The sequence below is a fragment of the Burkholderia sp. Se-20373 genome, from assembly GCF_017104705.1.
Classification (GTDB): domain Bacteria; phylum Pseudomonadota; class Gammaproteobacteria; order Burkholderiales; family Burkholderiaceae; genus Burkholderia.
The window spans coordinates 1-22868 of sequence record NZ_JAAGPH010000082.1; the positions used below are offsets into that span (position 1 = coordinate 1).

Annotated in this window: 22 protein-coding genes; 11 read left to right on the forward strand and 11 right to left on the reverse strand. The window is 67.5% G+C overall.

Going from position 1 to position 22868, the window contains the following annotated elements; genetic code table 11:
* Positions 1–1700: family 2A encapsulin nanocompartment cargo protein cysteine desulfurase (locus G3N96_RS24060; protein WP_206138707.1), on the forward strand; the 1700-nt coding region annotated here is incomplete at its 5' end.
* A 60-nt stretch (positions 1701–1760) separates the two neighbouring features.
* On the opposite strand, the gene G3N96_RS24065 is transcribed toward G3N96_RS24060, so the two are convergent.
* From G3N96_RS24065 to G3N96_RS24095, 6 genes are all read right to left on the reverse strand, one after another.
* Positions 1761–2654, reverse strand: coding sequence for an acetylglutamate kinase (locus G3N96_RS24065; RefSeq protein WP_206138709.1), 894 nt, complete (start codon positions 2652–2654; stop codon positions 1761–1763).
* A gap of 73 nt (positions 2655–2727) precedes the next feature.
* Entirely contained in the window at positions 2728–3249 is a 522-nt protein-coding gene (locus G3N96_RS24070; protein ID WP_206138711.1) for a PTS sugar transporter subunit IIA, read from the reverse strand.
* Between the two features lie 409 nt (positions 3250–3658).
* Positions 3659–4030, reverse strand: a complete 372-nt coding sequence (locus G3N96_RS24080) for a DUF6697 family protein (protein WP_039354345.1) — start codon at positions 4028–4030, stop codon at positions 3659–3661.
* 540 nt (positions 4031–4570) lie between these two features.
* Entirely contained in the window at positions 4571–6211 is a 1641-nt protein-coding gene (groL, locus tag G3N96_RS24085; RefSeq protein ID WP_206138713.1) for a chaperonin GroEL, read from the reverse strand.
* Positions 6212–6223: 12 nt separating this feature from the next.
* A complete protein-coding gene (locus G3N96_RS24090; RefSeq protein ID WP_011694564.1) occupies positions 6224–6514 on the reverse strand; it encodes a co-chaperone GroES in 291 nt (96 codons plus the stop codon).
* Between the two features lie 168 nt (positions 6515–6682).
* Positions 6683–7642 (reverse strand): LysR substrate-binding domain-containing protein, encoded by a 960-nt coding sequence (locus G3N96_RS24095; RefSeq protein ID WP_089457611.1) that lies wholly within the window; start codon positions 7640–7642, stop codon positions 6683–6685.
* Between the two features lie 184 nt (positions 7643–7826).
* On the opposite strand from G3N96_RS24095, the gene G3N96_RS24100 reads away from it, so the two are divergent.
* From G3N96_RS24100 to G3N96_RS24110, 3 genes are read left to right on the forward strand one after another with little or no spacing between them, the layout of a single operon-like run.
* Complete coding sequence (locus G3N96_RS24100) at positions 7827–8948, forward strand: M20 aminoacylase family protein (RefSeq protein ID WP_206138738.1); 1122 nt, start codon at positions 7827–7829, stop codon at positions 8946–8948.
* 50 nt (positions 8949–8998) lie between these two features.
* Positions 8999–9787 carry an ABC transporter substrate-binding protein gene (locus tag G3N96_RS24105; RefSeq protein WP_089457612.1) on the forward strand — a complete coding sequence of 263 codons (789 nt, stop codon included), beginning with the start codon at positions 8999–9001 and terminating at the stop codon, positions 9785–9787.
* A gap of 51 nt (positions 9788–9838) precedes the next feature.
* Entirely contained in the window at positions 9839–11029 is a 1191-nt protein-coding gene (locus G3N96_RS24110; RefSeq protein ID WP_206138714.1) for a porin, read from the forward strand.
* Positions 11030–11080: 51 nt separating this feature from the next.
* Here G3N96_RS24110 and G3N96_RS24115 read toward each other — a convergent pair whose 3' ends face one another.
* Positions 11081–12100 carry an NAD(P)-dependent alcohol dehydrogenase gene (locus tag G3N96_RS24115; RefSeq protein WP_206138716.1) on the reverse strand — a complete coding sequence of 340 codons (1020 nt, stop codon included), beginning with the start codon at positions 12098–12100 and terminating at the stop codon, positions 11081–11083.
* Positions 12101–12226: 126 nt separating this feature from the next.
* Between G3N96_RS24115 and G3N96_RS24120 the strand changes: the two genes are divergently transcribed.
* Entirely contained in the window at positions 12227–13138 is a 912-nt protein-coding gene (locus G3N96_RS24120) for a LysR family transcriptional regulator (protein ID WP_206138718.1), read from the forward strand.
* A gap of 45 nt (positions 13139–13183) precedes the next feature.
* On the opposite strand, the gene csgH is transcribed toward G3N96_RS24120, so the two are convergent.
* The 4 genes from csgH to G3N96_RS24140 all read right to left on the reverse strand — a co-directional run bounded on the left by csgH (position 13184) and on the right by G3N96_RS24140 (position 15667).
* Positions 13184–13504 (reverse strand): curli-like amyloid fiber formation chaperone CsgH, encoded by a 321-nt coding sequence (gene csgH, locus G3N96_RS24125; protein WP_124581754.1) that lies wholly within the window; start codon positions 13502–13504, stop codon positions 13184–13186.
* Positions 13505–13575: 71 nt separating this feature from the next.
* Positions 13576–14397 carry a hypothetical protein gene (locus G3N96_RS24130; RefSeq protein WP_206138720.1) on the reverse strand — a complete coding sequence of 274 codons (822 nt, stop codon included), beginning with the start codon at positions 14395–14397 and terminating at the stop codon, positions 13576–13578.
* Positions 14398–14528: 131 nt separating this feature from the next.
* Positions 14529–15068, reverse strand: coding sequence for a hypothetical protein (locus G3N96_RS24135; protein ID WP_206138722.1), 540 nt, complete (start codon positions 15066–15068; stop codon positions 14529–14531).
* 32 nt (positions 15069–15100) lie between these two features.
* Complete coding sequence (locus tag G3N96_RS24140; protein ID WP_241022802.1) at positions 15101–15667, reverse strand: CsgG/HfaB family protein; 567 nt, start codon at positions 15665–15667, stop codon at positions 15101–15103.
* 95 nt (positions 15668–15762) lie between these two features.
* Here G3N96_RS24140 and G3N96_RS24145 point away from each other — a divergent pair, with 95 nt between their 5' ends.
* The 6 genes from G3N96_RS24145 (at position 15763) to G3N96_RS24170 (ending at position 22835) form a co-directional block, all read left to right on the forward strand.
* Positions 15763–17721: an arylsulfatase gene (locus G3N96_RS24145; RefSeq protein ID WP_206138724.1), complete on the forward strand. Its 1959-nt coding sequence runs from the start codon at positions 15763–15765 to the stop codon at positions 17719–17721.
* 16 nt (positions 17722–17737) lie between these two features.
* Positions 17738–18760, forward strand: coding sequence for a formylglycine-generating enzyme family protein (locus tag G3N96_RS24150; RefSeq protein ID WP_206138726.1), 1023 nt, complete (start codon positions 17738–17740; stop codon positions 18758–18760).
* Positions 18757–19566, forward strand: coding sequence for a MetQ/NlpA family lipoprotein (locus tag G3N96_RS24155; RefSeq protein WP_206138728.1), 810 nt, complete (start codon positions 18757–18759; stop codon positions 19564–19566). Before G3N96_RS24150 ends, G3N96_RS24155 begins: the two co-directional genes overlap by 4 nt.
* Positions 19560–20546 carry a flagellin N-methylase gene (locus G3N96_RS24160; RefSeq protein WP_206138730.1) on the forward strand — a complete coding sequence of 329 codons (987 nt, stop codon included), beginning with the start codon at positions 19560–19562 and terminating at the stop codon, positions 20544–20546. Before G3N96_RS24155 ends, G3N96_RS24160 begins: the two co-directional genes overlap by 7 nt.
* 64 nt (positions 20547–20610) lie before the next feature.
* Positions 20611–20937 carry an antibiotic biosynthesis monooxygenase gene (locus G3N96_RS24165; RefSeq protein WP_124581768.1) on the forward strand — a complete coding sequence of 109 codons (327 nt, stop codon included), beginning with the start codon at positions 20611–20613 and terminating at the stop codon, positions 20935–20937.
* Between the two features lie 197 nt (positions 20938–21134).
* Positions 21135–22835 (forward strand): hypothetical protein, encoded by a 1701-nt coding sequence (locus G3N96_RS24170; RefSeq protein ID WP_206138732.1) that lies wholly within the window; start codon positions 21135–21137, stop codon positions 22833–22835.
* The last annotated feature ends 33 nt before the right edge of the window (positions 22836–22868 follow it).

Consider the following 22868-nt stretch of genomic DNA (forward strand, 5'->3'; position numbering starts at 1 on the left):
GTCTCGCGCCCCCGCAAGGGAAGGTGCCCGGTGCGAATCTCGCGCCGTCCGCGCCGACGCACATGCTGTCGCTCGGCAACCGCGCACCCGCGCTCGCGCCGCATGCGGCCGCGCAGAACGGGCTGCCCGACAACGTCGTGTCGATCGCGCCCGCGCTCGAGCCGCGCGTCGGCGGCGCGGCGCTCGGCGTGCCGCAAGTGAATGCGCCGGTATCGGAAGGCGCGGCGAAGGCCTCGCCGTACTACTTCACCGACGGGTCGCTGCAGGGCTGGCAGGCGACGCCGCAGGACATCGTCGTGCCGTCGAACGGCCTCGCGTCGCCGGAAGCGTTCGGGCTGCCGGGCGACGACGCGCTGCGCGAACTGCTCGCCGTGCATCGCGACGTGCCGGTGTCGCGTGCGTCGGGCGCCGACGTGCCGCGTTACTTCATCGACGACACGCACGCAGCCGAGCCGCAAGGCCAGTTGTATCGCGGCGCGCATCCGCCGTTCGACGTGAACGCGATCCGCCGCGATTTCCCGATCCTGCAGGAGCGCGTGAACGGCAAGCAGCTCGTGTGGTTCGACAACGCGGCAACGACGCACAAGCCGCAGGCCGTGATCGATCGCCTCGCGTACTTCTATGCGCACGAGAACTCGAACATCCACCGCGCGGCGCATGCGTTGGCCGGCCGTGCGACGGACGCGTACGAGCATGCGCGGGAAACGGTGCAGCGCTTCATCGGCGCCTCGTCGCCCGACGAGATCGTGTTCGTGCGCGGCACGACCGAGGCGATCAACCTGATCGCGAAGTCGTGGGGCGTGCAGAACGTCGGCGAAGGCGACGAGATCATCGTGTCGAATCTCGAGCACCACGCGAACATCGTGCCGTGGCAGCAGCTTGCCGCGCTCAAGGGCGCGAAGCTGCGTGTGATTCCGGTCGACGATTCGGGGCAGGTGCTGCTCGACGAATACCGGAAGCTGCTCAACGACCGCACGAAGATCGTGTCCGTCACGCAGGTGTCGAACGCGCTCGGCACGGTCGTGCCGGTGAAGGAGATCGTCGAGCTCGCGCATCGTGCCGGTGCAAAGGCGCTCGTCGACGGCGCGCAGTCGATCTCGCACATGCGTGTGGACGTGCAGGCGCTCGATGCGGATTTCTTCGTGTTCTCCGGGCACAAGATCTACGGGCCGACCGGGATCGGCGTCGTGTACGGCAAGCGCGCGATCCTCGATGACATGCCGCCGTGGCAGGGTGGCGGCAACATGATCGCGGACGTGACGTTCGAGCGCACGGTGTTCCAGCCGCCGCCGAACCGGTTCGAGGCCGGCACCGGCAACATCGCGGATGCGGTGGGGCTGGGTGCCGCGCTCGACTACGTGAACCGGGTCGGCATCGAGAACATCGCGCGCTACGAGCACGACCTGCTTGCGTATGCAACGAGCGTGCTCGCGCCGGTGCCGGGCGTGCGGCTCGTCGGCACGGCCCGTGACAAGGCGAGCGTGCTGTCGTTCGTGCTGAAGGGCTATGAGACCGAGGAAGTCGGGCAGGCGCTGAACGAAGAGGGCATCGCAGTGCGCTCGGGGCATCACTGCGCGCAGCCGATCCTGCGGCGCTTCGGGCTCGAGGCCACGGTGCGGCCGTCGCTCGCGTTCTACAACACCTGCGAAGAAGTCGATGCGCTGGTGAGCGTCGTGCGGCGTCTTGCGACGCGGCGCTGACGCTATTCGCTTGCGGCGGCCCGGGTGGGTCGCCGCAAGCGTCTTATCGCGACAGGAAAGTCAGAACCGCACGACCTGCTTCTGCTCGACGCTGAAGCCGTCGCGCAGCACGCTGGCCGAATCCGCGAAGTAGCGGCGGGTTTCCGACAGCAGGTCGGTGTTGCCGCGCCGGCAGAACACGACCCCCGATCCTTCCTCCGTCAACAGTTCGTCGATCAGCGATTCGGGTTGCCCGATATCGGCGAGATGGACGTTCTGCACGCCGTGTGCGAGCGCATCGAGCGCGTCCCGCACGCAGGGCGCCGCCGTGGCAGCCGGGTGCTCGGCCAGCCAGTGCTCGAGTTCCGTGATGCCGTACAGCCCCGCGAGCTCGCCGAGTTCGCGCAGTAGCGTGCCGTCGACCATCATCACCAGCGTGACGGCGCCCGTGCGCTGCGCGAAGAGGCTGCCGAGCCGTTCCGCGCGCAGCAGGTGATCGCGGCCGGCGTCGTCCGGGGCGACCGGCATCACGACGGGCACCAGCCCGTTCTCGAGAAACGCGTTCAACGCGGTGCCGTCGAACCGTGCGACCGCGCCTGTGTCGGTGCGGTCGGAATCCGCGCTCGCCACCAGCAGGCCGCCGTCGTGACCGTCGATGCCGATCGCCTTGGCGCCGTGACTGCCGATCAGGCGCACCAGTTCGTGATTGATGCCCGCCATCGCCGCGTGAACGGCGTGGATCGATTGCGTGCCGGACGCGGCCGGCACGCCCTGGACGACGATCGGTCGAACGCCGGTGAGGGCGAGCAGCGCGACATCCTGCGCGAACGCCTGGCGGGCCCGCGCATCGTTCGCGGCGCCGCCTTCGACGATGACGACGGTCTGCCCGTGCAGGGCCTGCATGAACGGCAGCGAGCGCGCCAGGCCGGCTACGCGGCGCGACGTCAGGGTGGGACTTTCAGGGTCTGGGAACATGGGAATCCGAATGGATGAAGGGGATGCTTGTCGCCGCACGATGCGGCATCGATGCGTACGTTGCATCACGGCATCAATGCGTACGTTGCATCAGCTGGTGAATCTCGTCGGGTGTCAGCGCGTCGCGCGATGCCTGCCGGAACGGGCGTTCGCTGAAACACCGTGCCGCGTCGGCGAGCAGTTCGAGGTGTGCGCGGTTGTCTTCCTGCGGCAGGACCAGCACGATGAATTCGCGCACGGGCTTGCGGTCCGGTGCGTTGAAGGTGAACGGATACTGCGCGCGAACGAACAGCGCGATGGCCGAGCGAAGACCGGCGACACGTGCATGCGGAATCGCGACGCCCTGGCCGAGGCCGGTCGAGCCGAGTTGCTCGCGTTTCGTCAGTTCGGTCTGGATCCGTTCCGCGGATACGCCGCTGCTGCGCTCGATATAGCGCGCGACGAGGTCGAACAACTGGGTCGCGCTTTCGACCGGTACGTCGAGCAGGATGTTATCCGGCGGGCAGGCGTCGGCCAGCCGGGTCGCGAGCGGTGCGCCGCCGCGTCGGTAGGGAAGGTCGGGTTGGCCGCCGGCGGCGGCCTGCTGCGTTTGCATGCGGATCTCTCCGTGTCGGGATGACAGGGAAATCCTAGACAAAACCGCGTAAAGACGGTGTTAGATACGAGCGGGCCCGACATTAAAATTGTGTATCGATTGCCGATGGAACCGGGCCCGAAGCGTAGCGCGTCAGGTACCCGACAGCACGAACGGCAGCGTCGTCAGCAGAAACACCGAAATGCCGACGACCGGCGCACCGAACGCGATCGCCGCGAACGCCACCGCGGCGCTGGTTAGCACGAGCGTTCTCGACACCCGTCGGTGCCGGTCGTGTGCAGCCGCCCTGTCATCGCGGATTGCACCGGTCCGCGCACCGATCACGTGTTTCCAGAACGTCAGGCCAAGCATGATGGCTCCTGTATGAAAGATGGCCGGAATGGGGCGCACGAGACGCCCCGCATGCGTGTCAGCAACGCTTGAGCTTGAGCACGCGCGAGATCTGCCCGGGCGTGAAGCTGCTGTTGCGTACGTAAGGTGCGCAGTCGAGCGGTGCGGTGAGCGATTCGCTGACGACGTACTGGCCGACGAAGCGGTACGCGTCGGTGGCCATGCGGATGAACACCGGAATTGCATCGCGTTGCGCGGCGAGCGTCCTGCCGGCCGCCCGCGCGGACGCGCTGCCGTCGCAAAGGATCACGTCGGGCGCGTGCGGGTTGAGGTCCGTGCGCAGGCAGGCGGCCACGACCTTGCCGTTCTTCGTCGGCAGGAACGCCTGTTTGCTGCCGCCGCAGGCGGTGTGGATGAATTCGCGGGTGTACTGCTTGTCGATCTCGAACATGATCGTGCTCCGGTATCGGAAACGTTCGTCGGTCAAATCAGGTATGCAAAGTAATCAGGCTGGATCGACGTGCGGGATGCGAGGCATGCCAGTCGATCGTGGCCGGGGCGGCGGATCGATGGCGCGTCGTGAGGCGGGAATTTCCGCGCGGACACGCTTGCATCGCGCGATGCGCGGCTAACGCATCGACGTCGTGTTCAAGCGTGCACGGGAAGAGCTACGGCGCGCACCGTCCGCCTGCTGGCAGGACGGTGGCTCGGGAACAGAGAGACGCAGGCGTCCTGCCTGTCAGGCAGAAAAGCAACTCGGAGGGCGAGGACTTCGGATGCGCATGTGCGTACTCGGTGATGGATTGGTTGCGAACACATTCTAGTGAACGCATGCGCGGGCGCAAGTAAAAAGGTCGTAAAGGTTGTGTGGCTCGTGCGACCTGGAGCACAAAGCAAAAAACGCGTGACGAGTTTCGTCGCCACGCGCAATGGGAGTCTGCAAGGTCGCGCGCACACCGGCGAACCGGCACACGGCACACGCGCTACACCGTCAGAAATCGAACCCCGGCCCGCCCGCGCCCGGGCCGCCCGGCGCCGCCGCCGGTGCCGCATCCTTCGGCGCTTCGAACACGGTCGCATCGGTCGTCAGCAACAGCCCCGCGACCGACGCCGCGTTCTGCAGCGCCGTGCGCGTGACCTTGGTCGGATCGAGCACGCCCGATTCGACGAGGTCGCCGTATTCACCGGTCTGCGCGTTGTACCCGAAGTTGCCCGAGCCTTCGGCCACCTTCGCGACGACGACGCTCGCTTCCTCGCCCGCGTTCGTGACGATCTGGCGCAGCGGTTCCTCGAGCGCGCGCAGCACGATCTTGATGCCCGCGTTCTGGTCGGCGTTCACGCCCTGCAGCTCGCGGATCGCCTGCCGCACGCGGATCAGCGCGACGCCGCCGCCCGGCACGATGCCTTCCTCGACGGCCGCGCGCGTCGCGTGCAGCGCGTCGTCGACGCGATCCTTCTTTTCCTTCACTTCGATTTCGGTGGCCCCGCCGACCTTGATCACCGCGACACCGCCCGCGAGCTTCGCGACGCGTTCCTGCAGCTTTTCACGGTCGTAGTCCGACGTCGCTTCGTCGATCTGCACGCGGATCTGCTTCACGCGCGCCTCGATGTTCTTCGCATCGCCCGCGCCGTCGATCAAGGTCGTGTTTTCCTTGCCGACCTCGATGCGCTTCGCCTGGCCGAGTTCGGCCAGCGTCGCCTTCTCGAGCGTCAGGCCCGTTTCCTCGGCGATCACCTGCCCGCCGGTGAGGATCGCGATGTCCTCGAGCAGCGCCTTGCGGCGGTCGCCGAAGCCCGGCGCCTTCACGGCGACCGTCTTCAGGATCCCGCGGATGTTGTTCACGACCAGCGTCGCGAGCGCTTCGCCTTCGACATCTTCCGCGATGATCAGCAGCGGCCGGCCCGACTTCGCGACCTGTTCGAGCACCGGCAGCAGGTCGCGGATGTTCGAGATCTTCTTGTCGTGCAGCAGGATGTACGGGCTTTCGATCTCGGCGATCTGCTTGTCGGGATTGTTGATGAAGTACGGCGACAGGTAGCCGCGATCGAACTGCAGCCCTTCGACCACATCGAGTTCGTCCGCGAGCGACTTGCCGTCCTCGACGGTGATCACGCCTTCCTTGCCGACGCGGTCGATCGCTTCCGCGATGCGCTGGCCGATCGATTCCTCGCCGTTCGCGGAGATCGTCGCGACCTGCGCGATCTCCTTGCTCGTGGTGGTCGGCCGGCTGATCTTCTTCAGCTCGTCGACGGCCGCCGCGACGGCCTTGTCGATGCCGCGCTTCAGGTCGAGCGGGTTGAGCCCGGCCGCGACGTATTTCTGGCCTTCACGAACGATCGCCTGCGCGAGCACGGTGGCCGTCGTGGTGCCGTCGCCGGCGGCGTCGCTGGTGCGCGACGCGACTTCCTTCACGAGCTGCGCGCCGATGTTCTGCAGCTTGTCCGCGAGTTCGATTTCCTTCGCGACCGACACGCCGTCCTTCGTGACGACCGGCGCGCCGAAGCTGCGTTCGAGCACGACGTTGCGGCCCTTCGGCCCGAGCGTGACCTTCACCGCATTCGCGAGAATGTTCACGCCTTCCGTCAGCTTGGCCCGTGCGACGTCGCTGAAAATGATTTCCTTCGCTGCCATGATTGCGCTCCGTTATTGATTGACGACCGCGACGATGTCTTCTTCGCGCAGCACGAGAAACTCGTTGCCGTCCACCTTGACGGCTTGCCCCGCGTACTTGCCGAACAGCACGCGCTCGCCGACCTGCAGGTCGGGCACGATGCGCTGGCCGTCCGTATCCTTGCGGCCGGGGCCGACGGCGATCACTTCACCCTGGTCGGGCTTTTCCGCCGCGCTGTCGGGGATCACGATGCCCGATGCGGTGGTGGTTTCCTGGTCGAGTCGTTTCACGATCACGCGGTCGTGCAAGGGGCGTAGGCTCATTGGTTCGTCCTGTGCTGATCTGTTCTGTCGAGATTGGCTGGCACTCTTTTGCAGAGAGTGCTGACGAGTATAAAAACGCGCGGCGGCGCAATCCAATAACGGATTCGGAAATGCATTTTCACGGAGGCGCTTTGGACGAAAGACTGGAAAGACAGGCGGGGCCGCGCGTCAGATCAGCAGCGACAGCGTCCTGAACAGCGCGAGATCCGCCTTGCGTGCCGAGCGCGCATGCCGGCGGATCACGTGCAGCAGGCAGTCGATGAAGCAGCGCGCGGCGTCGCTGAGCGTGCTGCTGCGCCGCGTGACGATCCCGAGGTCGCGCGGCTCGAAGGTCTCCTTCAACTGCAACGCGCGCATCCGTTCGCCGAACGACGGCACGGCCGCGAGGATCGTCGGGCACCACGTGCACATGTCGGCCTGCTCGAGCATCGTCTGCAGCATCGCCACCGACTGCGCACGCACGATGCGCCGCTCGTCGATTTTGGCGCCGTGGCGCGTGAACAGGTAATCGACGAGCGCGGCCTGGCCGTCGGCCGCGAAATTCAGCACCCAGTCGTGGTCGAGCAGATCGTGGATCGACCGCGCATGCTCGAGCGGATGGCCGGCGCGCACCATCACCGCGGTCTCGTAGCGCAGCATCGGCTCGAACGCGAATTCCTGCGTGCCGCCCGGTTGCACGTGCCCGAGCGCGAAGTCCATGCTGCCGTCGCGCAACAGCGGCTGCGCGACGGCCATCAGCGCCTCGTAGAGTTCGAGGCGCACGTCGGGCATCTGCTCCCTAAATCGCAGCACCGCTTCCGCGAGGAAGGTCATCGTCAGCCACGGCGTGACGCCGATGCTCAGGCGGCCCTCGACGCGGCCGCGCATGCGCTCGAGATCGCTCTGCGCGTGTTCGAGCTGCTTCAGCACGAGCTTCGCGTGCGTGAGCAGCGTCTTCCCGTATTCGGTGAAGCCGATCCCCTCCGGCGCGCGAACCAGCAGCGGCAGGCGTTCGCTCGCCTCCAGCTCGCGCAGCGCGCGCGTGACGGCCGCCTGCGACAGCCCGAGCGTGCGTGCCGCGCCGCGGATGCTGCCGGCCTCCGCGCTCGCGACGAGCGCCTGCAACTGATGCAGCTTGATCGTGCTCATGGTGCGATACCCGACAACGAAAGGTTGTCATCATAACGAAACCGCGGCTGTTCGCCGGGATTTTCGCTGCCTACGATGCGGGCACGATCGGTCATTCGGGCGATCGGCAACCGGAACGCATCGAGGAGAATCGGGGTTGGACCACACACACATCCAGCCGGAAATGGCGGCCATCGAGGCGGAAATGATCGCGCTGCGCCGCCGGCTGCACGCGCATCCGGAGCTTGGCTTCGAGGAACATGCGACGAGCGATCTGGTCGCTGGCTTGCTGACAACGTGGGGTTATCGGGTGACGCGCGGGCTCGGCGGCACGGGCGTGGTCGGCACGTTGACGCGCGGCCCCGGCAAGCGGCTCGGGCTGCGCGCGGACATGGACGCGCTGCCGATCCGCGAGACGACCGGGCTGCCGCACGCGAGCCGCTGCGACGGCGTGATGCACGCATGCGGCCACGACGGCCACACGGCGATGCTGCTCGCGGCGGCGCGCTGCCTGGCCGAGCGGGAACGCTTCACGGGCACGCTGAACCTGATTTTCCAGCCGGCCGAGGAAGGGCTCGGCGGCGCGAAGCGGATGATCGACGACGGGCTGTTCGCGCAGTTTCCGTGCGATGCGGTGTTCGCGATGCACAACGTGCCGGGGCTGCCGGCAGGCGTGCTCGGTTTCTGCGACGGCCCGGCGATGGCCTCGGCCGACGAGGTGCGGGTGCGCGTGACCGGGCGCGGCGGGCATGGCGCGGCGCCGCATACGACGATCGATCCGGTGGTCGTGTGCGCGTCGATCGTGATGGCGCTGCAGACCGTCGTGTCGCGCAACGTGAACCCGCAGGAGATGGCGATCGTGACGGCCGGCTCGATCCATGCGGGCGCCGCATCGAACGTGATTCCGCCGCACGCGGATCTCGCGCTCAGCGTGCGTGCGCTGTCGCCGGACGTGCGCGCGCTGCTTGAACGGCGCATTCGCGAGATCGTGCACGGGCAGGCCGCGAGCTATGGCGCGACCGCCGAGATCGACTATCGGCACGCGTACCCGGTGCTCGTCAATCACGCGGAGCAAACCGCGTTTGCACGCGACGTCGCCCGCGAATGGGGCGGCGACGGCGCGCTGATCCCGCATCTGCGGCCGATCGCGGCCAGCGAGGACTTCGCGTTCATGCTGAACGCATGCCCCGGCAGCTACCTGTCGATCGGCAACGGCGACGGCGCCGCCGGATGCGGGCTGCACCACCCCGGCTACGACTTCAACGACGCGTGCCTTGCCACGGGCGCGAGCTTCTGGATCGCACTGGCGGAGCGCTACCTCGCGTGATGGGCTCGCACGATTTTGACTGACGATTCACACAAGGAAGGAGACTGGTAATGAAGCAATGGAAACGGATGGCGGCGCTCGCGGTGGCGCTGGCGGCAGGGGCGGCGCATGCGGGCGACTGGGCGGGCAAGGAGATCCGCCTCGCGGTCGATCCGACTTACCCGCCGCTCGAATACAAGCTGCCCGACGGCACGCTGACGGGCTTCGGGATCGACATCACGAACGCATTGTGCGCGGAGCTGCATGCGCGCTGCGTGTGGGTCGAGTCGAGTTTCGACGGGATGATCCCGGGGCTGCTCGCGCGCAAGTTCGACGTGATCGCGTCGTCGATGACGATCACGCCGAAGCGGCAGCAGCAGATCGCCTTCACGAACCGGATCTCGAATGCGCCGGCGCGTCTCGTCGCGCGCAAGGGCTCGCCGCTGCTGCCGACGGCCGACGCGCTGAAGGGCAAGCGCGTGGGTGTCGAGCAGGGCTCCGCGCAGGCCGACTACGCGGTCGCGAACTGGCAGCCGGCCGGCGTGCAGGTCGTGTCGTACCAGAACCAGGACCAGGTCTACGCCGATCTCGTGACGGGCCGGCTCGACGCGGCGTTCCAGGCATCGATCGCGGCGAGCGACGGCTTCCTGAAGAAGCCGCAGGGCAAGGATTTCGCGTTCGTCGGCGCGGCGATCGACGACGTGAAGTACTTCGGGCAGGGCGACGGGCTCGGGCTGCGCAAGCAGGACAACGACCTGCGCGACGCCTTCAACCACGCGCTTGCGACGATCCTCGCGAACGGCACGTACCAGCGGATCAACAAGAAGTACTTCGACTTCGACATCTACGGCGCGAAGTAAGCGGCGACGCCCGGGAACGGGCATTCACGACACGATAAATAAGGAAAACGAATGAACTGGAGATTGGCTTTCGTCGCGGTTCCGGTGCTGTGTGCGGCGCCCGCGTTCGCGTTCGCTCAAGGCAGCGTCACGCTGTACGGCCTCGTCGATGCGGGTATCGACTACACGAACAACGTCGGCGGCCACAGTGCGTGGCAGATGGCGAGCGGCTTCGCGCAAGGCAGCCGCTGGGGGGTGAAGGGCACCGAGGACCTGGGCGGCGGCTACAGTGCGCTGTTCCAGCTCGAGAACGGCTTCAACGTGAACAACGGCACGCTCGCGCAGGGCGGCCGCATGTTCGGGCGGCAGGCGTACGTCGGGCTCGGCAGCGCGCGGTTCGGCACGCTGACGCTCGGCCGGCAATACGATGCGGTGGTCGACTATCTCGCGCCGACGACCGCGAACGGCAGCTGGGGCGTCTATCCGTTCTCGCATCCGCTCGACAACGACAACACCGGCAACACGTTCCGCATGAACAACACGGTGAAGTATGCGAGCCCGGATTTCGCCGGCTTCTCGTTCGGCGGCACATACAGTTTCAGCAACGACACGGGCTTCGCGAACAACCGGCAGTGGAGCGTCGGCGCGCAGTATGAGCAGGGCGGCTTGCTGGTCGGCGCGGCGTTCCTGAATGCGGACAACCCGGGTGCGACGTCGGGCGGTGCGATCGCGGGCTCGGGATCGGTCGGCGCCGATGCGAACTTTGCGTCGGCGCGGCTGCGGATTTTCGGTGCCGGCATCAACTACACGGCGGGGCCCGCGACGGTCGGTTTCGCGTACACGAACAGCAACGTCACGCGGCCGACCGCGAACGTCGGCTACCTGTTCGGCGACGAAACGATCGAGCCGGTGACCGGCCCGCTCGCGGGGGGCACGGTGTCGTCGATCAAGTACCAGAATTTCGAGGTGAACGGCAAATACCAGTTCACGCCGGCGTTGTTCGTCGGTGCGCAGTACGTGTACACGACGGTGCGCTATGACGCGACGACGGGCAGCGTGAAGCCGAAGATCCATTCGCTCGGGCTGATGGCCGACTACAGCCTGTCGAAGCGCACGGACGTGTACCTGATGGGCGCGTACCAGCGGATCGCGGGCGACGCGACGGGCTCGTCGCTCGACCAGGCCTATGTTCCCGGCGCTGCGGACCTGTCGTCGACCTCGAAGCAGCTGATGGTTCACGCGGGGATCCGTCACAAGTTCTGAGTGCGATGACGGAAGCGGCGGCGGGCCGAGCGACCCGCCGCCTCGACGCGCTTACTGCGCGACGCGGATCACGACCTTTCCGAAGTGTTGCCCCGACTGCAGATAGGCATACGCCTGCGGCGCCTCGTCGAAGCCGAACACGCGATCGACCACCGGCTTGATCCGCTTCGCGTCGACCAGCCGCACGACATCGTCGAGCATCGCGCGGCTGCCGACCATGATGCCGTGCAGCTGCCGGATCCCGCCGATCAGCGACAGCAGCCCGAGTTCGGGGCCGGCGAAGCTGCTGAGGCCGCCGATCACCGACACGATGCCGCCCAGCTTCGTCGCGGCGACCGAGCGCGGCAGCGTATCCTTGCCGCCGACTTCGACGACCAGATCCGCCCCCGCGCCGCCGGTGAGCCGCAGCACTTCGTTTTGCCACTCGGGCGTCGTGCGATAGTTGATGGTTGCGTCCGCACCGAGTGCGCGGGCGCGCTCGAGCTTCGCATCGCTCGACGACGTGACGATCGTGCGCAGCCCCGCCGCATGCGCGAGCTGCAGCGCGACGATCGACACGCCGCCCGTGCCGAGCAGCACGACGGTCGCGCCGGGCCGCAGGCCGCCGTCGGCGAACAGCGCGTTCCACGCGGTGATGCCCGCGCACGACAGCGTCGCCGCCTCGTCGTAGTTCAGATGCGCGGGAATCGCGACCAGCGCCGCTTCGTCGGAGACGAAATGTTCGGCCAGCACGCCGTCGAATTGCGCGCCGGGCGACCCGGAGACTTTCTGCGGCGTGGGCGGCCCGTCAAGCCAGTGCGGGAAGTACGTGTTGATCACGCGATCGCCCGGCTTGAAGCGCGTGACGTCGCGGCCGGTTTCGACGACTTCGCCGGCGCCGTCGGCCACCGGGATCAGCGCGTCCGTGCCGATGCCGAGATAGTCGCCGCGCGCGAACATCAGGTCGCGGTAGTTCAGGCCGGCGGCGTGGATCTTCACGACGACGTCGGTCGGTCCGGCCGCGCGGCGTGTCGCGTCGATGCGCCGAAGCCCGGCCGCGCCGTCGCCCGGTTTCACTTGCCATGCGTGCATGTCGACTCCTTTTCGAGATAGAGCGGACTATCATAGTGTTGCGCACGGGGACGCATTGGCGAGAATTCGGCCGATGACTGTCGCCTGTGCGGACACAACTCTGTGACCCAATCGGAGCGGAATGGCATGGACGAGCGGCTGAGAGGCGTGGCCGAATTTGTCGACGTGGTGGAGTCGGGCAGCTTCGCGGCGGCCGCGCTGCGGCTCGGCGTCACGCGCTCGGCCGTCGCGAAGGTCGTCGCGCGGCTGGAACGCCGCCTCGGCGCGCGGCTCCTGCAGCGCACGACCCGCCAGCTCGGCCTGACCGACGAGGGGCTCGTCTATTACGAGCAGTGCCGGCGGCTGCTGGCCGAACTCGGCGAGACGGAGGCGGCGCTCGACGCGGGGCAGCGCGAGCCGGCGGGGCGGCTGCGCGTCAGCGTGCCCGTGCTGTTCGGGCGGCAGTGCGTGGCGCCCGTCATGCGGCGCCTCGTCGAGCGCCATCCGCGGCTCGAGATCGACGTGTCGTTCAGCGACCGCGTGGCCGACCTGGTCAACGACGGCTTCGACATCGCGGTGCGCATCGGCGAGCTGGCCGATACGAGCGCGCTGGTCGGCCGCAAGCTCGGCGTGCAGCGCATGGGGATCTGCGCGTCGCCGGCGTATCTCGACCGTCATGGCCGGCCGGCGGGGCTCGACGCACTCGCGTCGCACGTCGGCATCGCGTATTCACGCGGCGGGCAACCGACGCCGTGGCGGGTCGTCGGCGCGGACGGCACGGTGCACGACCATCGCCCGGCCGGCCGCCTGCGGCTCGACGACCTGCAGGCGATCGCCGATGCGGCCGCCGCCGGCGCGGGCCTGGCGTGGCTGCCGTGCTGGCTGATGGCGCCTTACCTGCGCGACGGCCGACTCGCACTCGTGATGGACAGCAACAGCGTGTCGGGCGCCGAAGTGTTCGCGGTGCGGCCGGCCTCGCGCCAGGTGCCGTCGAAGGTGCGCGTGGTCATCGATGCGCTCGTCGACGAGATACCGCGCATGCTGGCCTCGGATGATTGAGGCGGGCACGGTGCGGCGATCGCAACGGGCCCGCGCCGCACCGGCTCAATTCGCGGCCCGATGCGGATTGCAGTCCACCGAATACTCCGCGTGCTCGCCATTGACGTGCAGGACCAGCGTCGCCGTGCAGATGTCGCCCGAGGCGACGCTCAGCCGCAGTGTCGCAAGCGGTTGATCCTCGCCGCCGGCGAGTCGCGATTCGCCGGAGCGTGTGAGCGAGGCCGAGCCGGCGCCGCCGGTTTTGGTGATGCGCAGGCTGTACGACACGTCGACCGGCGCGGCCGCCCGCACGTGCGGCACGATGTTCACGCCGCCGGCACTGGCGGCGATGTCGAAATAGGCATTGAGATCGTGAATGCCGACCATGATCGTCCCCTGTCGAATGAAAAAAAGGCCGAACGGGCAACCGTCCGGCCTTTTCGTTACACCGGCGGTGCTCAGTGCTGCTTGATCGATGCGGTGTTGAAGGCGCCCGTCTGGCTCACCGTCACCGCCGAGCCCGATGCCGATTGCGTCACGGATGCCAGGTTGTCCGCCGAAGACTGCGTGATGGATGCCGTCGAACCGGTCGAGCTGCTTTGCGTGATCGACGCCGTGTTGAATGCGGCCGTTTGCGTGATGGACGCGCCGTTGCCGTAGCCGTTCAGCTGCGTGATCGTTGCATTGTTCGATGCGGCCGACTGGTTGATCGTCGCGCTGTCGCCGGACTCGAACCACTGGTTGACCGTGGCGTTGTTGCCGATCGCCGGCTGGCTCGGCGAGCACTGGTTGATCGTCACCGCGTTCCAGCCGCCGCCCTGCTGCGAGATCGACGCGCTGTCGATGTAGCTGTACTGATTGATCGTGTTGGTGTCGTATTGCGGGCCGCCCGTGTAGGCCGACGTCGTCTGCGTGATGGTCGCCGAGAAGTCGCCGCCACCGGACTGCGTCACGTAGTTCCGCTCATGCGACGTGCCCGTCTGCGACACGTTCGCGCTCGAATACGGCTCCGCCCACCAGGAGTTCTGCTGGATCACCGTCGTGTCGCCGCTGCCGCCCACGGTCGTCACGTTGGCGACGAACCCGTAACGGGGATCGTCGCCGGCTGCCGACTGGTTGATCGACACCGAATCACCGCTCGTCGCCGTCTGTTCGACGGTGGCCGAGTTGAAGCTGCCGATTTGCCCGACGGTCACGGTGTTACCCGACGAATCGGCCTGTGCGGCAGCCGATGCGAGCATCAGCACTGCGATTGCGATTGCAGACTTGGTCACCTTCATTTGTTGCTCCTGATTCGAAAGAAAATTCGCCGGAAAAGTGGGTCTTTGCCGGCACCCCCGCCAATTGAGGACGCTCTCACGTCCCACACCTCACACCACTTGAAGCAAAGCACCTGCAAACTGCGTAACCGTTACCGCGTCAGCACCGTCGCGCGCGCACCGTTGCCGGTCTGGATCACCTGGATGCCGGTGTTCGATCCGCCCTGCACGAGGTTCACCGCGTTGTTGCTGCCGTTCTGCGTGACGCGCGCCGACAGCGACGTGCCGACCTGCGTCGAGTCGACCGAATTGCCGGCGCCGTTCTGTTGCACCTGCAACGTGTTGCCGTTGCCGCGCTGCGTCGCATTCAGCTTGTTGCCGACGCCGGCCTGCGACGCCGCGATCCAGTTCTGCGCCCCGGCCTGCCGCGCGACGATCGCGTTGCCGTCGCCGGCCTGCCAGATCAGCGCACCGCTGTGGCCCGCCTGGTCCAGCGACGCGGCATTGCCGACACCGCTCTGGCGGACCGCGACGATGTTGCCGCTGTAGTCGAATGCCGGTTCGGGCGGCCCGAGGTCGTTGAGCGGCACGGGCGCCGCGAACGCAGCCTGCACGGCTGCCGCTGCCCACACGGTCGCGAGCGCTAGCCGCGCCGCGCGGGCGCGCCCGTTCCGATCATGCTGTCGATTCATCATGTTTTCTCCGCTGGCCGGCCTGATGCCGGTTAATGAGTGGACACGCCCGAGCGATCGATCTTCTGCGGGTCGTACGCGGTGTTCGCGTCCTCCATGTCCTGCGCGTATTTCCGGTCTTCCTGCAGATACCGCTGCATCGTCGGGTCGTACCAGTCCTGGTCGTTCTTCAGCACCCAGGTCTGGTTCGCGACCCCCTGGACGATCAGGTGCGTGAGCGCCGATTCGATCGCTTCGTTCACGCAGATCTGCGCGGGTTCGTTACGCGTCAGCCCGGCTTCCGCCTGCAGCAGGTCCTTGAAGCCGACGAAGCGATAGATGCCCGTGTCGACCTGATAGGAGTAGACGGTCTTGGTCGTCGACACGCTGTTGAGCACCTGGCCCGTGCGGATGTCGATCGCGCGCAGGTTGACCGTGACCTGGTCGATCCGGTATTGCGTCGACCCGCTGATCCCGAGGTACGCGACGCCGGCCCCGCCGGTGCGGACGTTCGTGTCGTAGCCGACGATGCCGCCCTCGAGCACGATGTTCGCGGGCATCAGCGGCGCCATCGCATCGTTCTGCGCCTTCTTCGCATCCGCGCCGTCGGTGGCGCGCATATTCCGCCACCCCGTTAGCATGTGACGAATCGGACTTTGGGTGCCGCGCGCGCGACGCTAAGATCGCCGATCCCGTAGATCGAGCGTTCAGAACAATGAAAAAGTCCGCGTCGCCGTTGCATGCTTTTCGTTTCCGTGTCGTCTGCGCCGCGATTGCCGGCGCGCTGTCGCTTGCATCGTGCGGCGGCGTCGACAGCGGTCCGCCGTCGTCCCAGACGAACACCACGCCGCCGCTGGCCGCGAAACGCCCGAACATCCTGTACATCATGGCCGACGATCTCGGCTATTCCGACATCCATGCATTCGGCGGCGAGATCAACACGCCGAACCTCGACGCGCTCGTCGCGTCGGGCCGCATCCTGTCGAACCATCACACGGGCACCGTCTGCGCGATCACGCGCGCGATGCTGGTGTCCGGCACCGACCACCATCTCGTCGGCGAAGGCACGATGGGCGTACCGACCGACGAACGGCGCGGGCTGCCCGGCTACGAGGGCTACCTGAACGACCGTGCGTTGTCGTTCGCACAACTATTGAAGGATGCCGGCTACCACACGTACATCGCGGGCAAGTGGCACATCGGCTCGGGGATCGTCGGCAGCGCGACGGGCAGCGGGCAGACGCCCGACCAGTGGGGCTTCGAGCGCAGCTACGTGCTGCTCGGCGGCGCGGCGACGAATCACTTCGCGCACGAGCCGGCCGGCTCGTCGAACTACACGGAAGACGGCCGCTACGTGCAGCCTGGCCAGCCCGGGCAGCCGGGCGGCACGGGCGGCAGCCCGGCCGTGTTCTATTCGACCGATTTCTATACGCAGAAGCTGATCTCGTACATCGATTCGAACCAGCGCGACGGCAAGCCGTTCTTCGCGTACGCGGCCTATACGTCGCCGCACTGGCCGCTGCAGGTGCCCGAGCCGTGGCTGCACAAGTACGCGGGCGTCTATGACGCCGGCTACGACGCGATCCGCAACGCGCGGATCGCGCGGCAGAAGGCGCTCGGCCTGATCCCCGCCGATTTCAAGCCGTTCGACGGCCTGCCTGAAACCACGGCGGCATCGCCCGCGACCGCGAACAACGGCACGACCGCCGCGAAATACATCAGCGCGGTGCATTCGGCCGCGGACGGCTACGGCGACTACGGCCCCGGCAAGGTCGACAAGCTGTGGTCGAGCCTGTCGCCGGCCGAGCGCAAGGCTCAGGCGCGCTACATGGAAATCTATGCGGGGATGGTCGAGAACCTCGACTACAACATCGGCCTGCTGATCCAGCACCTGAAGGACATCGGCGCATACGACAACACGTTCATCATGTTCCAGTCGGACAACGGCGCGGAAGGCTGGCCGATCGACGGCGGCGCCGACCCGACGGCGACCGACACCGCGAACGGGCAGGACCCGATCTATTCGACGCTCGGCACCGACAACGGCAAGCAGAACGCGCAGCGCCTGCAGTACGGGTTGCGCTGGGCCGAAGTGAGCGCGTCGCCGTTCCGGCTCACGAAGGGCTATTCGGCCGAAGGCGGCGTCTCGACGCCGACGATCGTGCGCCTGCCGGGCCAGACGCAGCCGTTGCCGACGCTGCGCGCGTTCACGCACGTGACCGACAACACGGCGACGTTCCTCGCGGTCGCGGGCGTCACGCCGCCGTCGCAGCCGGCGCCGCCGCTCGTCAACACGCTGACGGGCGTCGACCAGAACAAGGGCAAGGTCGTCTACAACAACCGCTACGTGTATCCGGTCACCGGCCAGTCGCTGCTGCCGGTGCTGACGGGCACGGCGACGGGCGAGGTGCATACCGCGCCGTTCGGCGACGAAGCGTACGGCCGCGCGTACCTGCGCAGCGCCGACGGCCGCTGGAAGGCGTTGTGGACCGAGCCGCCGCTCGGGCCGCTCGACGGCCACTGGCAGCTGTACGACCTCGCGGCGGATCGCGGCGAGACGACCGACGTGTCCGCGCAGAACCCGTCGGTGGTCAGCACGCTCGTCGACCAGTGGAAGACCTACATGAGCAACGTCGGCGGTGTCGAACCGCTGCGTCCGCGCGGCTACTACTGAAGCCGGGAGCGACACGATGCGGTTCCGGTTCTGGACCATCGGCGCGGCGCTGGCCGCCACGCTGTTCGCCGCGGCATTCGCGGCCGGCTATGCGAATCCCGTCGCACCGGCGGGCGGCGCCTTCGACGACGCGAATCGCGGCCGCGCGCTCGCGCCGCTCGGTTCGGAGCGGCAGTGCGCGCGCTATTCGGGGCTGCCGGCCGGATGGCGCGACGACCCGAAGGCCGGGATGGTGCACCTGCGCGGCGGCGCGTTCGTGTTCGGCAGCACGCGCGGCTATGCGGACGAGCGCCCGGCGGGCGACGGCCGCACGCGTGTCGGCGGGTTCTGGATCGACCAGACCGACGTGACGATCGCGCAGTTCGCCGCGTTCGTGCAGGCGACCGGCTACGTGACCGAGGCCGAGCAGCAGGACGGGGCGGCCGTTTTCCATGTGCCGACGCGCGACGAGATGAACGCGCGCGATCTTGCGTGGTGGTCGTGGGTGAAGGGCGCGTCGTGGCGTCATCCGCACGGGCCGGGCAGCGGCATCGACGGGCTCGGCAACCTCCCCGTCACGCTCGTCACGCAACGCGATGCGCTCGCGTATGCGCGTTGGCTCGGCCGCGACCTGCCGACCGAAGCCGAATGGGAATACGCGGGCAAGGCCGGCCGCGACGACGCGCAGGGCAAGCCCGCCGCGAACTACTGGCAGGGCGTGTTCCCGGTGCTCGACACGGCCGAGGACGGCCATGCGGGGCTCGCGCCCGTCGGCTGCTACGCGGCGAACGGGTTCCGGCTCTACGACATGATCGGCAATGCCTGGGAATGGACCAAGGATGCATACACGGGCCCGCACCAGTCGCATACGAACGGCGACACGGCGGCCGTCGCGCCACCGACGCGCCGGCACGATACGCCGATGGTCATCAAGGGCGGCTCGTTCCTGTGCTCGCGCGATTACTGCGTGCGCTATCGCGCGTCGTCGCGCGAACAGCAGGAAGCCGATCTCGGCGCGTCGCATATCGGGTTTCGCACGATTCTGAGGGATGCGTCATGAAGCGCGTCGTGGTTGGCATGGGCGCGTGGCTGGTGGCGGCGTGTGCAATCGTTCATTCGGGTTTGACCGTGGCCGCCGAATCGGCCGCACCGGCGGTGCGCGTCGGCGTGACACGCGGCGTGCATGCGCAGATCCTGGACGAAGTGAAGCGGGTCGCCGCGTCGCGAGGATTCGGCATCGACGTCGTCGAATTCGACGATGCATCGCGCATCGATGCGGCGCTGGCCGACGGCCGGATCGACGCGGCCAGTTTCGAGGATGCACAACAGCTTGCCGCGACGCGTGCGCAGAAACGCTACGCGCTGACCGAAATCGCGCCGACCGTCACGCTGCCGATGGCGCTCTATTCACGCAAGCTGAAGAACCTGAACGAACTGCAGCCTGGTGCGACGGTCGCGATTCCCGCCGATCCACGCGGGATGGCGCGCGCGCTCGTGCTGTTGCAGAACGACACGCTGGTGACGTTGCGCGAGCGGGCCGGCCTGCGAGCGACGCTGCGCGACGTGACCGGCAACCGGCTCGGGCTGAAGCTCGTCGCGCTGCGCCGCGATCGCCTTTATGCTGCGCTCGACTCGGCCGCGTTCGTCGCGATCGACAGCGACGATGCCGCGCGTGCCGGGCTGCAACCCGCACGCGACAGCATCAGCATCGAGGATGCGCGCTCGCCGTATGCGAACGTGCTGACGGTGCGCGAGGCCGATCGCGCGAAGCCGTGGGTCAAGCAGCTCGTCGCCGCGTATCACTCGGACGACGTCGCGCGCTTCATCCTCACGCGCTACCAGGATTCGGTGCGGCGGCCGTGGTAGACACGTACCTGCTCGCGTGCAACGCCTGCGGACGCTGCTGCAACAGCGCACCGACGCTGTCGTTGCGCGAACTGTTCCGGCACGGGCATCGCTTCGTCGGTGCGCTGACGATCCGTCGCGTGCCGACGCGGCGGATCGGCGAGCGCTGGCGTGCGGGCGGCCGCGAGCACGCGCTCGATGCGGAAGACGTCGCGGCTACCGAGGCGCTGGCGGCGCGGTTGTTTCATCGCACCGGCGGCGCCGGGAACGAGTGGATCGCGCTGACGCTGCAGGGCTACGACTATCCGTCGCTCGGCCGGTGCGCGGCGCTGGCCGACGACGGACGCTGCAGCGTGCAGGCGGACAAGCCGTCGATCTGCCGCGCGGTGCCGCTCGATCCGATGCTGCCCGACCGCTTGCAGTCCCGTGTGCTGGCCGCGCGGCGCGACGATGCCGGATGGCTCGGCGCGAACTGCATCGTCGAAACGGCGAGCGCGCAATCTTCTGTTGAATCGTCATTCCCGATTCCGCTGGTGACGGCCGGGCAGGTCGCGGACCGAGCGGCGCTCGACGCACATCGCGATGCGCTGGTGTTCGAGCGTGCGGTGTGGCGGGATGCGGTGTTCGCATCGTTGACCGATGGCGGGCAGGACGTGCGTCATGCGCTGTCGCGGCTCGCGCCCGGCGGCTACCTGACCGTGTCGATCGTGCCGGTGCTGCTTGCCGTTGCGTCGGTGTCCGCGCATTGCCGCGCGCTGTGTCTGACGTTCATCGACGCGCAACTCGCGTTGATCGGCACGAACATCGAAGCAGCACTCGCGCGCCGGCACGCCGACGACCGGCCCGCGACGCGCGAGTTGCGCGGTTTCGCGCAGGCGCTTGAACGGGCACGGCACGCACTGACCGCGATGCCGGCGCCCGCGGCCGGCATCCGTGAAGACGCCCCACGCATCGACGCGTGGCTCGCCGACCGGCCCGACTTCGATACGCTCGCCGCGTAACGATCGCCGCCCACCGCACGTGCCTTACAATCGGCGCTCTTTAATCGCTATCGATGGAGCGGGCATGTACGCGTCGACCTTCATTTTCCGTGCCGGGCAATACGACGACGAATTCCACCGGCTCGACCGGCAGATCGCCGACATGGCGCGCGCAACGCCCGGCTATCTCGGCGAGGAGACGTGGGAGAACGCCCCATCCGGGCTGATCCAGAACGTCTATTACTGGGAGTCGGAGGCGGCGCTGCAGCAGCTGATGCAGCACCCGGCGCATCTCGAGGCGAAGACGAAACAGGCGCGCTGGCTGGACGGCTATCGCGTCGTGATTTCGAAGGTTTTGCGCGAGTATGGCGACGGCAAGCTCGCGCAGCCGCATGCGGGCCAATCCGCCTGAATGGCTGTCTTATTCATTTCTTTCGTATTACGGATCAATAACACGGTACTGTGCCGGGAAATCCGCATCCGTACGCGGGTTTTCGCGACATCGCGTGCAATCAATTCTTCATCAAGCATGGCTAAGGTGGCGGGGCTTCACGTCGTCAGTCCGTCCACCCACAACGTCCTCACTCGCTGTCGTACGGAGCCTTGTCCATGCCGAATCTCGCCTTGTCCGCGAAGCGCCGCCGCGCGCTGCGCGATCGTACCGTTCCCGTCTTCGCACTCACGCTGATTGCCGCTAGCATCGGCGCACACGCTGCTCCGCACGACAACGACGGCGATAGCCGTTTCGAGCCGGGTTTCGTGCCGGGCTTCCTGGTGCTCAGCCGCAGCGTGTACGACAACGTGTCGAGCAACGTCCAGCCCGGCGCGATCCTGCCGCCGAACTGCGCGAAGACCACCGGCGGGTGCGGTGCGGCATCCGGCGCGCCGAACGACGGCGCCTACCCGACCGTGTGGAACAACGACCGCTACGACGGCAGCTTCGGCATCACGTCGCGCATCTTCCTCGACCAGATCACGCCGGCCGGCGGTGTCGTCAGCACGCTCGAAGTGCCGAACAGCCTGCAGAAGGGCTTCGCGCACGACCAGCTGGTGACGAGCTTCAGCTCGAAGTCGGAACTCGGCCTGCACTTGTCGCTCGACGGCCGCTATCTGACGTTCATGGGCTACGTCGCGCCGGTCAATGCGATCGACGTGTCGAACTCGAACACGCCGCTCGCGGTCGATACGACCAACCCGGACGGGCAGAACTACTATCGCGCGATCGCGCGCGTCGATCGCCACGGGCACTTCCGCTTCACCGAAACGAACGCGTACAGCGGCAACAACGGCCGCGCGGCGATCCTGAACAATCGCGACGGCCGCGAGATCTACTACACGTCGGGCAACGCCGGCAACGGCGCGAACCCGCAGCCGGAGAACGTGATCCTCGGCGCGGGCGCGCAGCTCGTCGACGGCGCGAAGCATCACGAAGCGCAGCAGGATCCGGGCGTGCCGACGCCGCTCGCGAGCTTTTCGGTCACGGAGCTCGGCGCGAAGGCCGACAAGATCGGCAAGGACGACAACTTCCGCGGCATCGCGGTGCACGACAACGTCGTGTACTACACGAAGGGCAGCGGCGGCAACGGCGTGAACACGGTGTACTTCGTCGATACGACCGGCACCGCGTGCCCGTCGGGCGTTGGCGTGCCGTCGCCGAAGGCCGTGCTGCCGACGGCGCCGCTTGCATACAACGCCGCCACTGTGCAAACGGCGGGCCTGCCGAACAACATGTGCGTGCTGGCCGGCTTCCCGAGCACGCCGAACAAGACCGCGACGACGCTTGCCTATCCGTTCGGGATCTGGTTCGCCGACGCGAACACGCTGTATGTCGCGGACGAAGGCGACGGCTACACGGGCGGCGCGGACCTGTACACGCACGCCGCTGCGCAGAAGACGGCGGGCCTGCAGAAGTGGGTCTACGACGCAGGCACGAAGCAGTGGACGCTCGCGTACACGCTGCAGAACGGGTTGAACCTCGGCCAGCCGTATTCGGTCGCCGGCTATCCGGCGGGCAACAATTCGGCGACGGGCCTGCCGTGGGCACCGGCGACGGCCGGCCTGCGCAACCTGACGGGCCGCGTCGAGCGCGACGGCACGGTGACGATCTGGGCGATCACGTCGACCGTCAGCGGCAACGGCGACGTCGGGGCGGACCCGAACCGGTTGGTGGCGGTGCGCGACGTGTTGAAGAACACGAGTGCGGCCACGGCCGCGCATGAGCAATTCGCAGTGCTGCGGACGGCGAAGTTTGCGGAAGTGCTGCGGGGGATCGAGTTCGCGCCGGGGACGGATGCGGGGCGGTGGCACTGAGGTAACGGGGCTCGGTTGAGGCCGGGGTTGAAG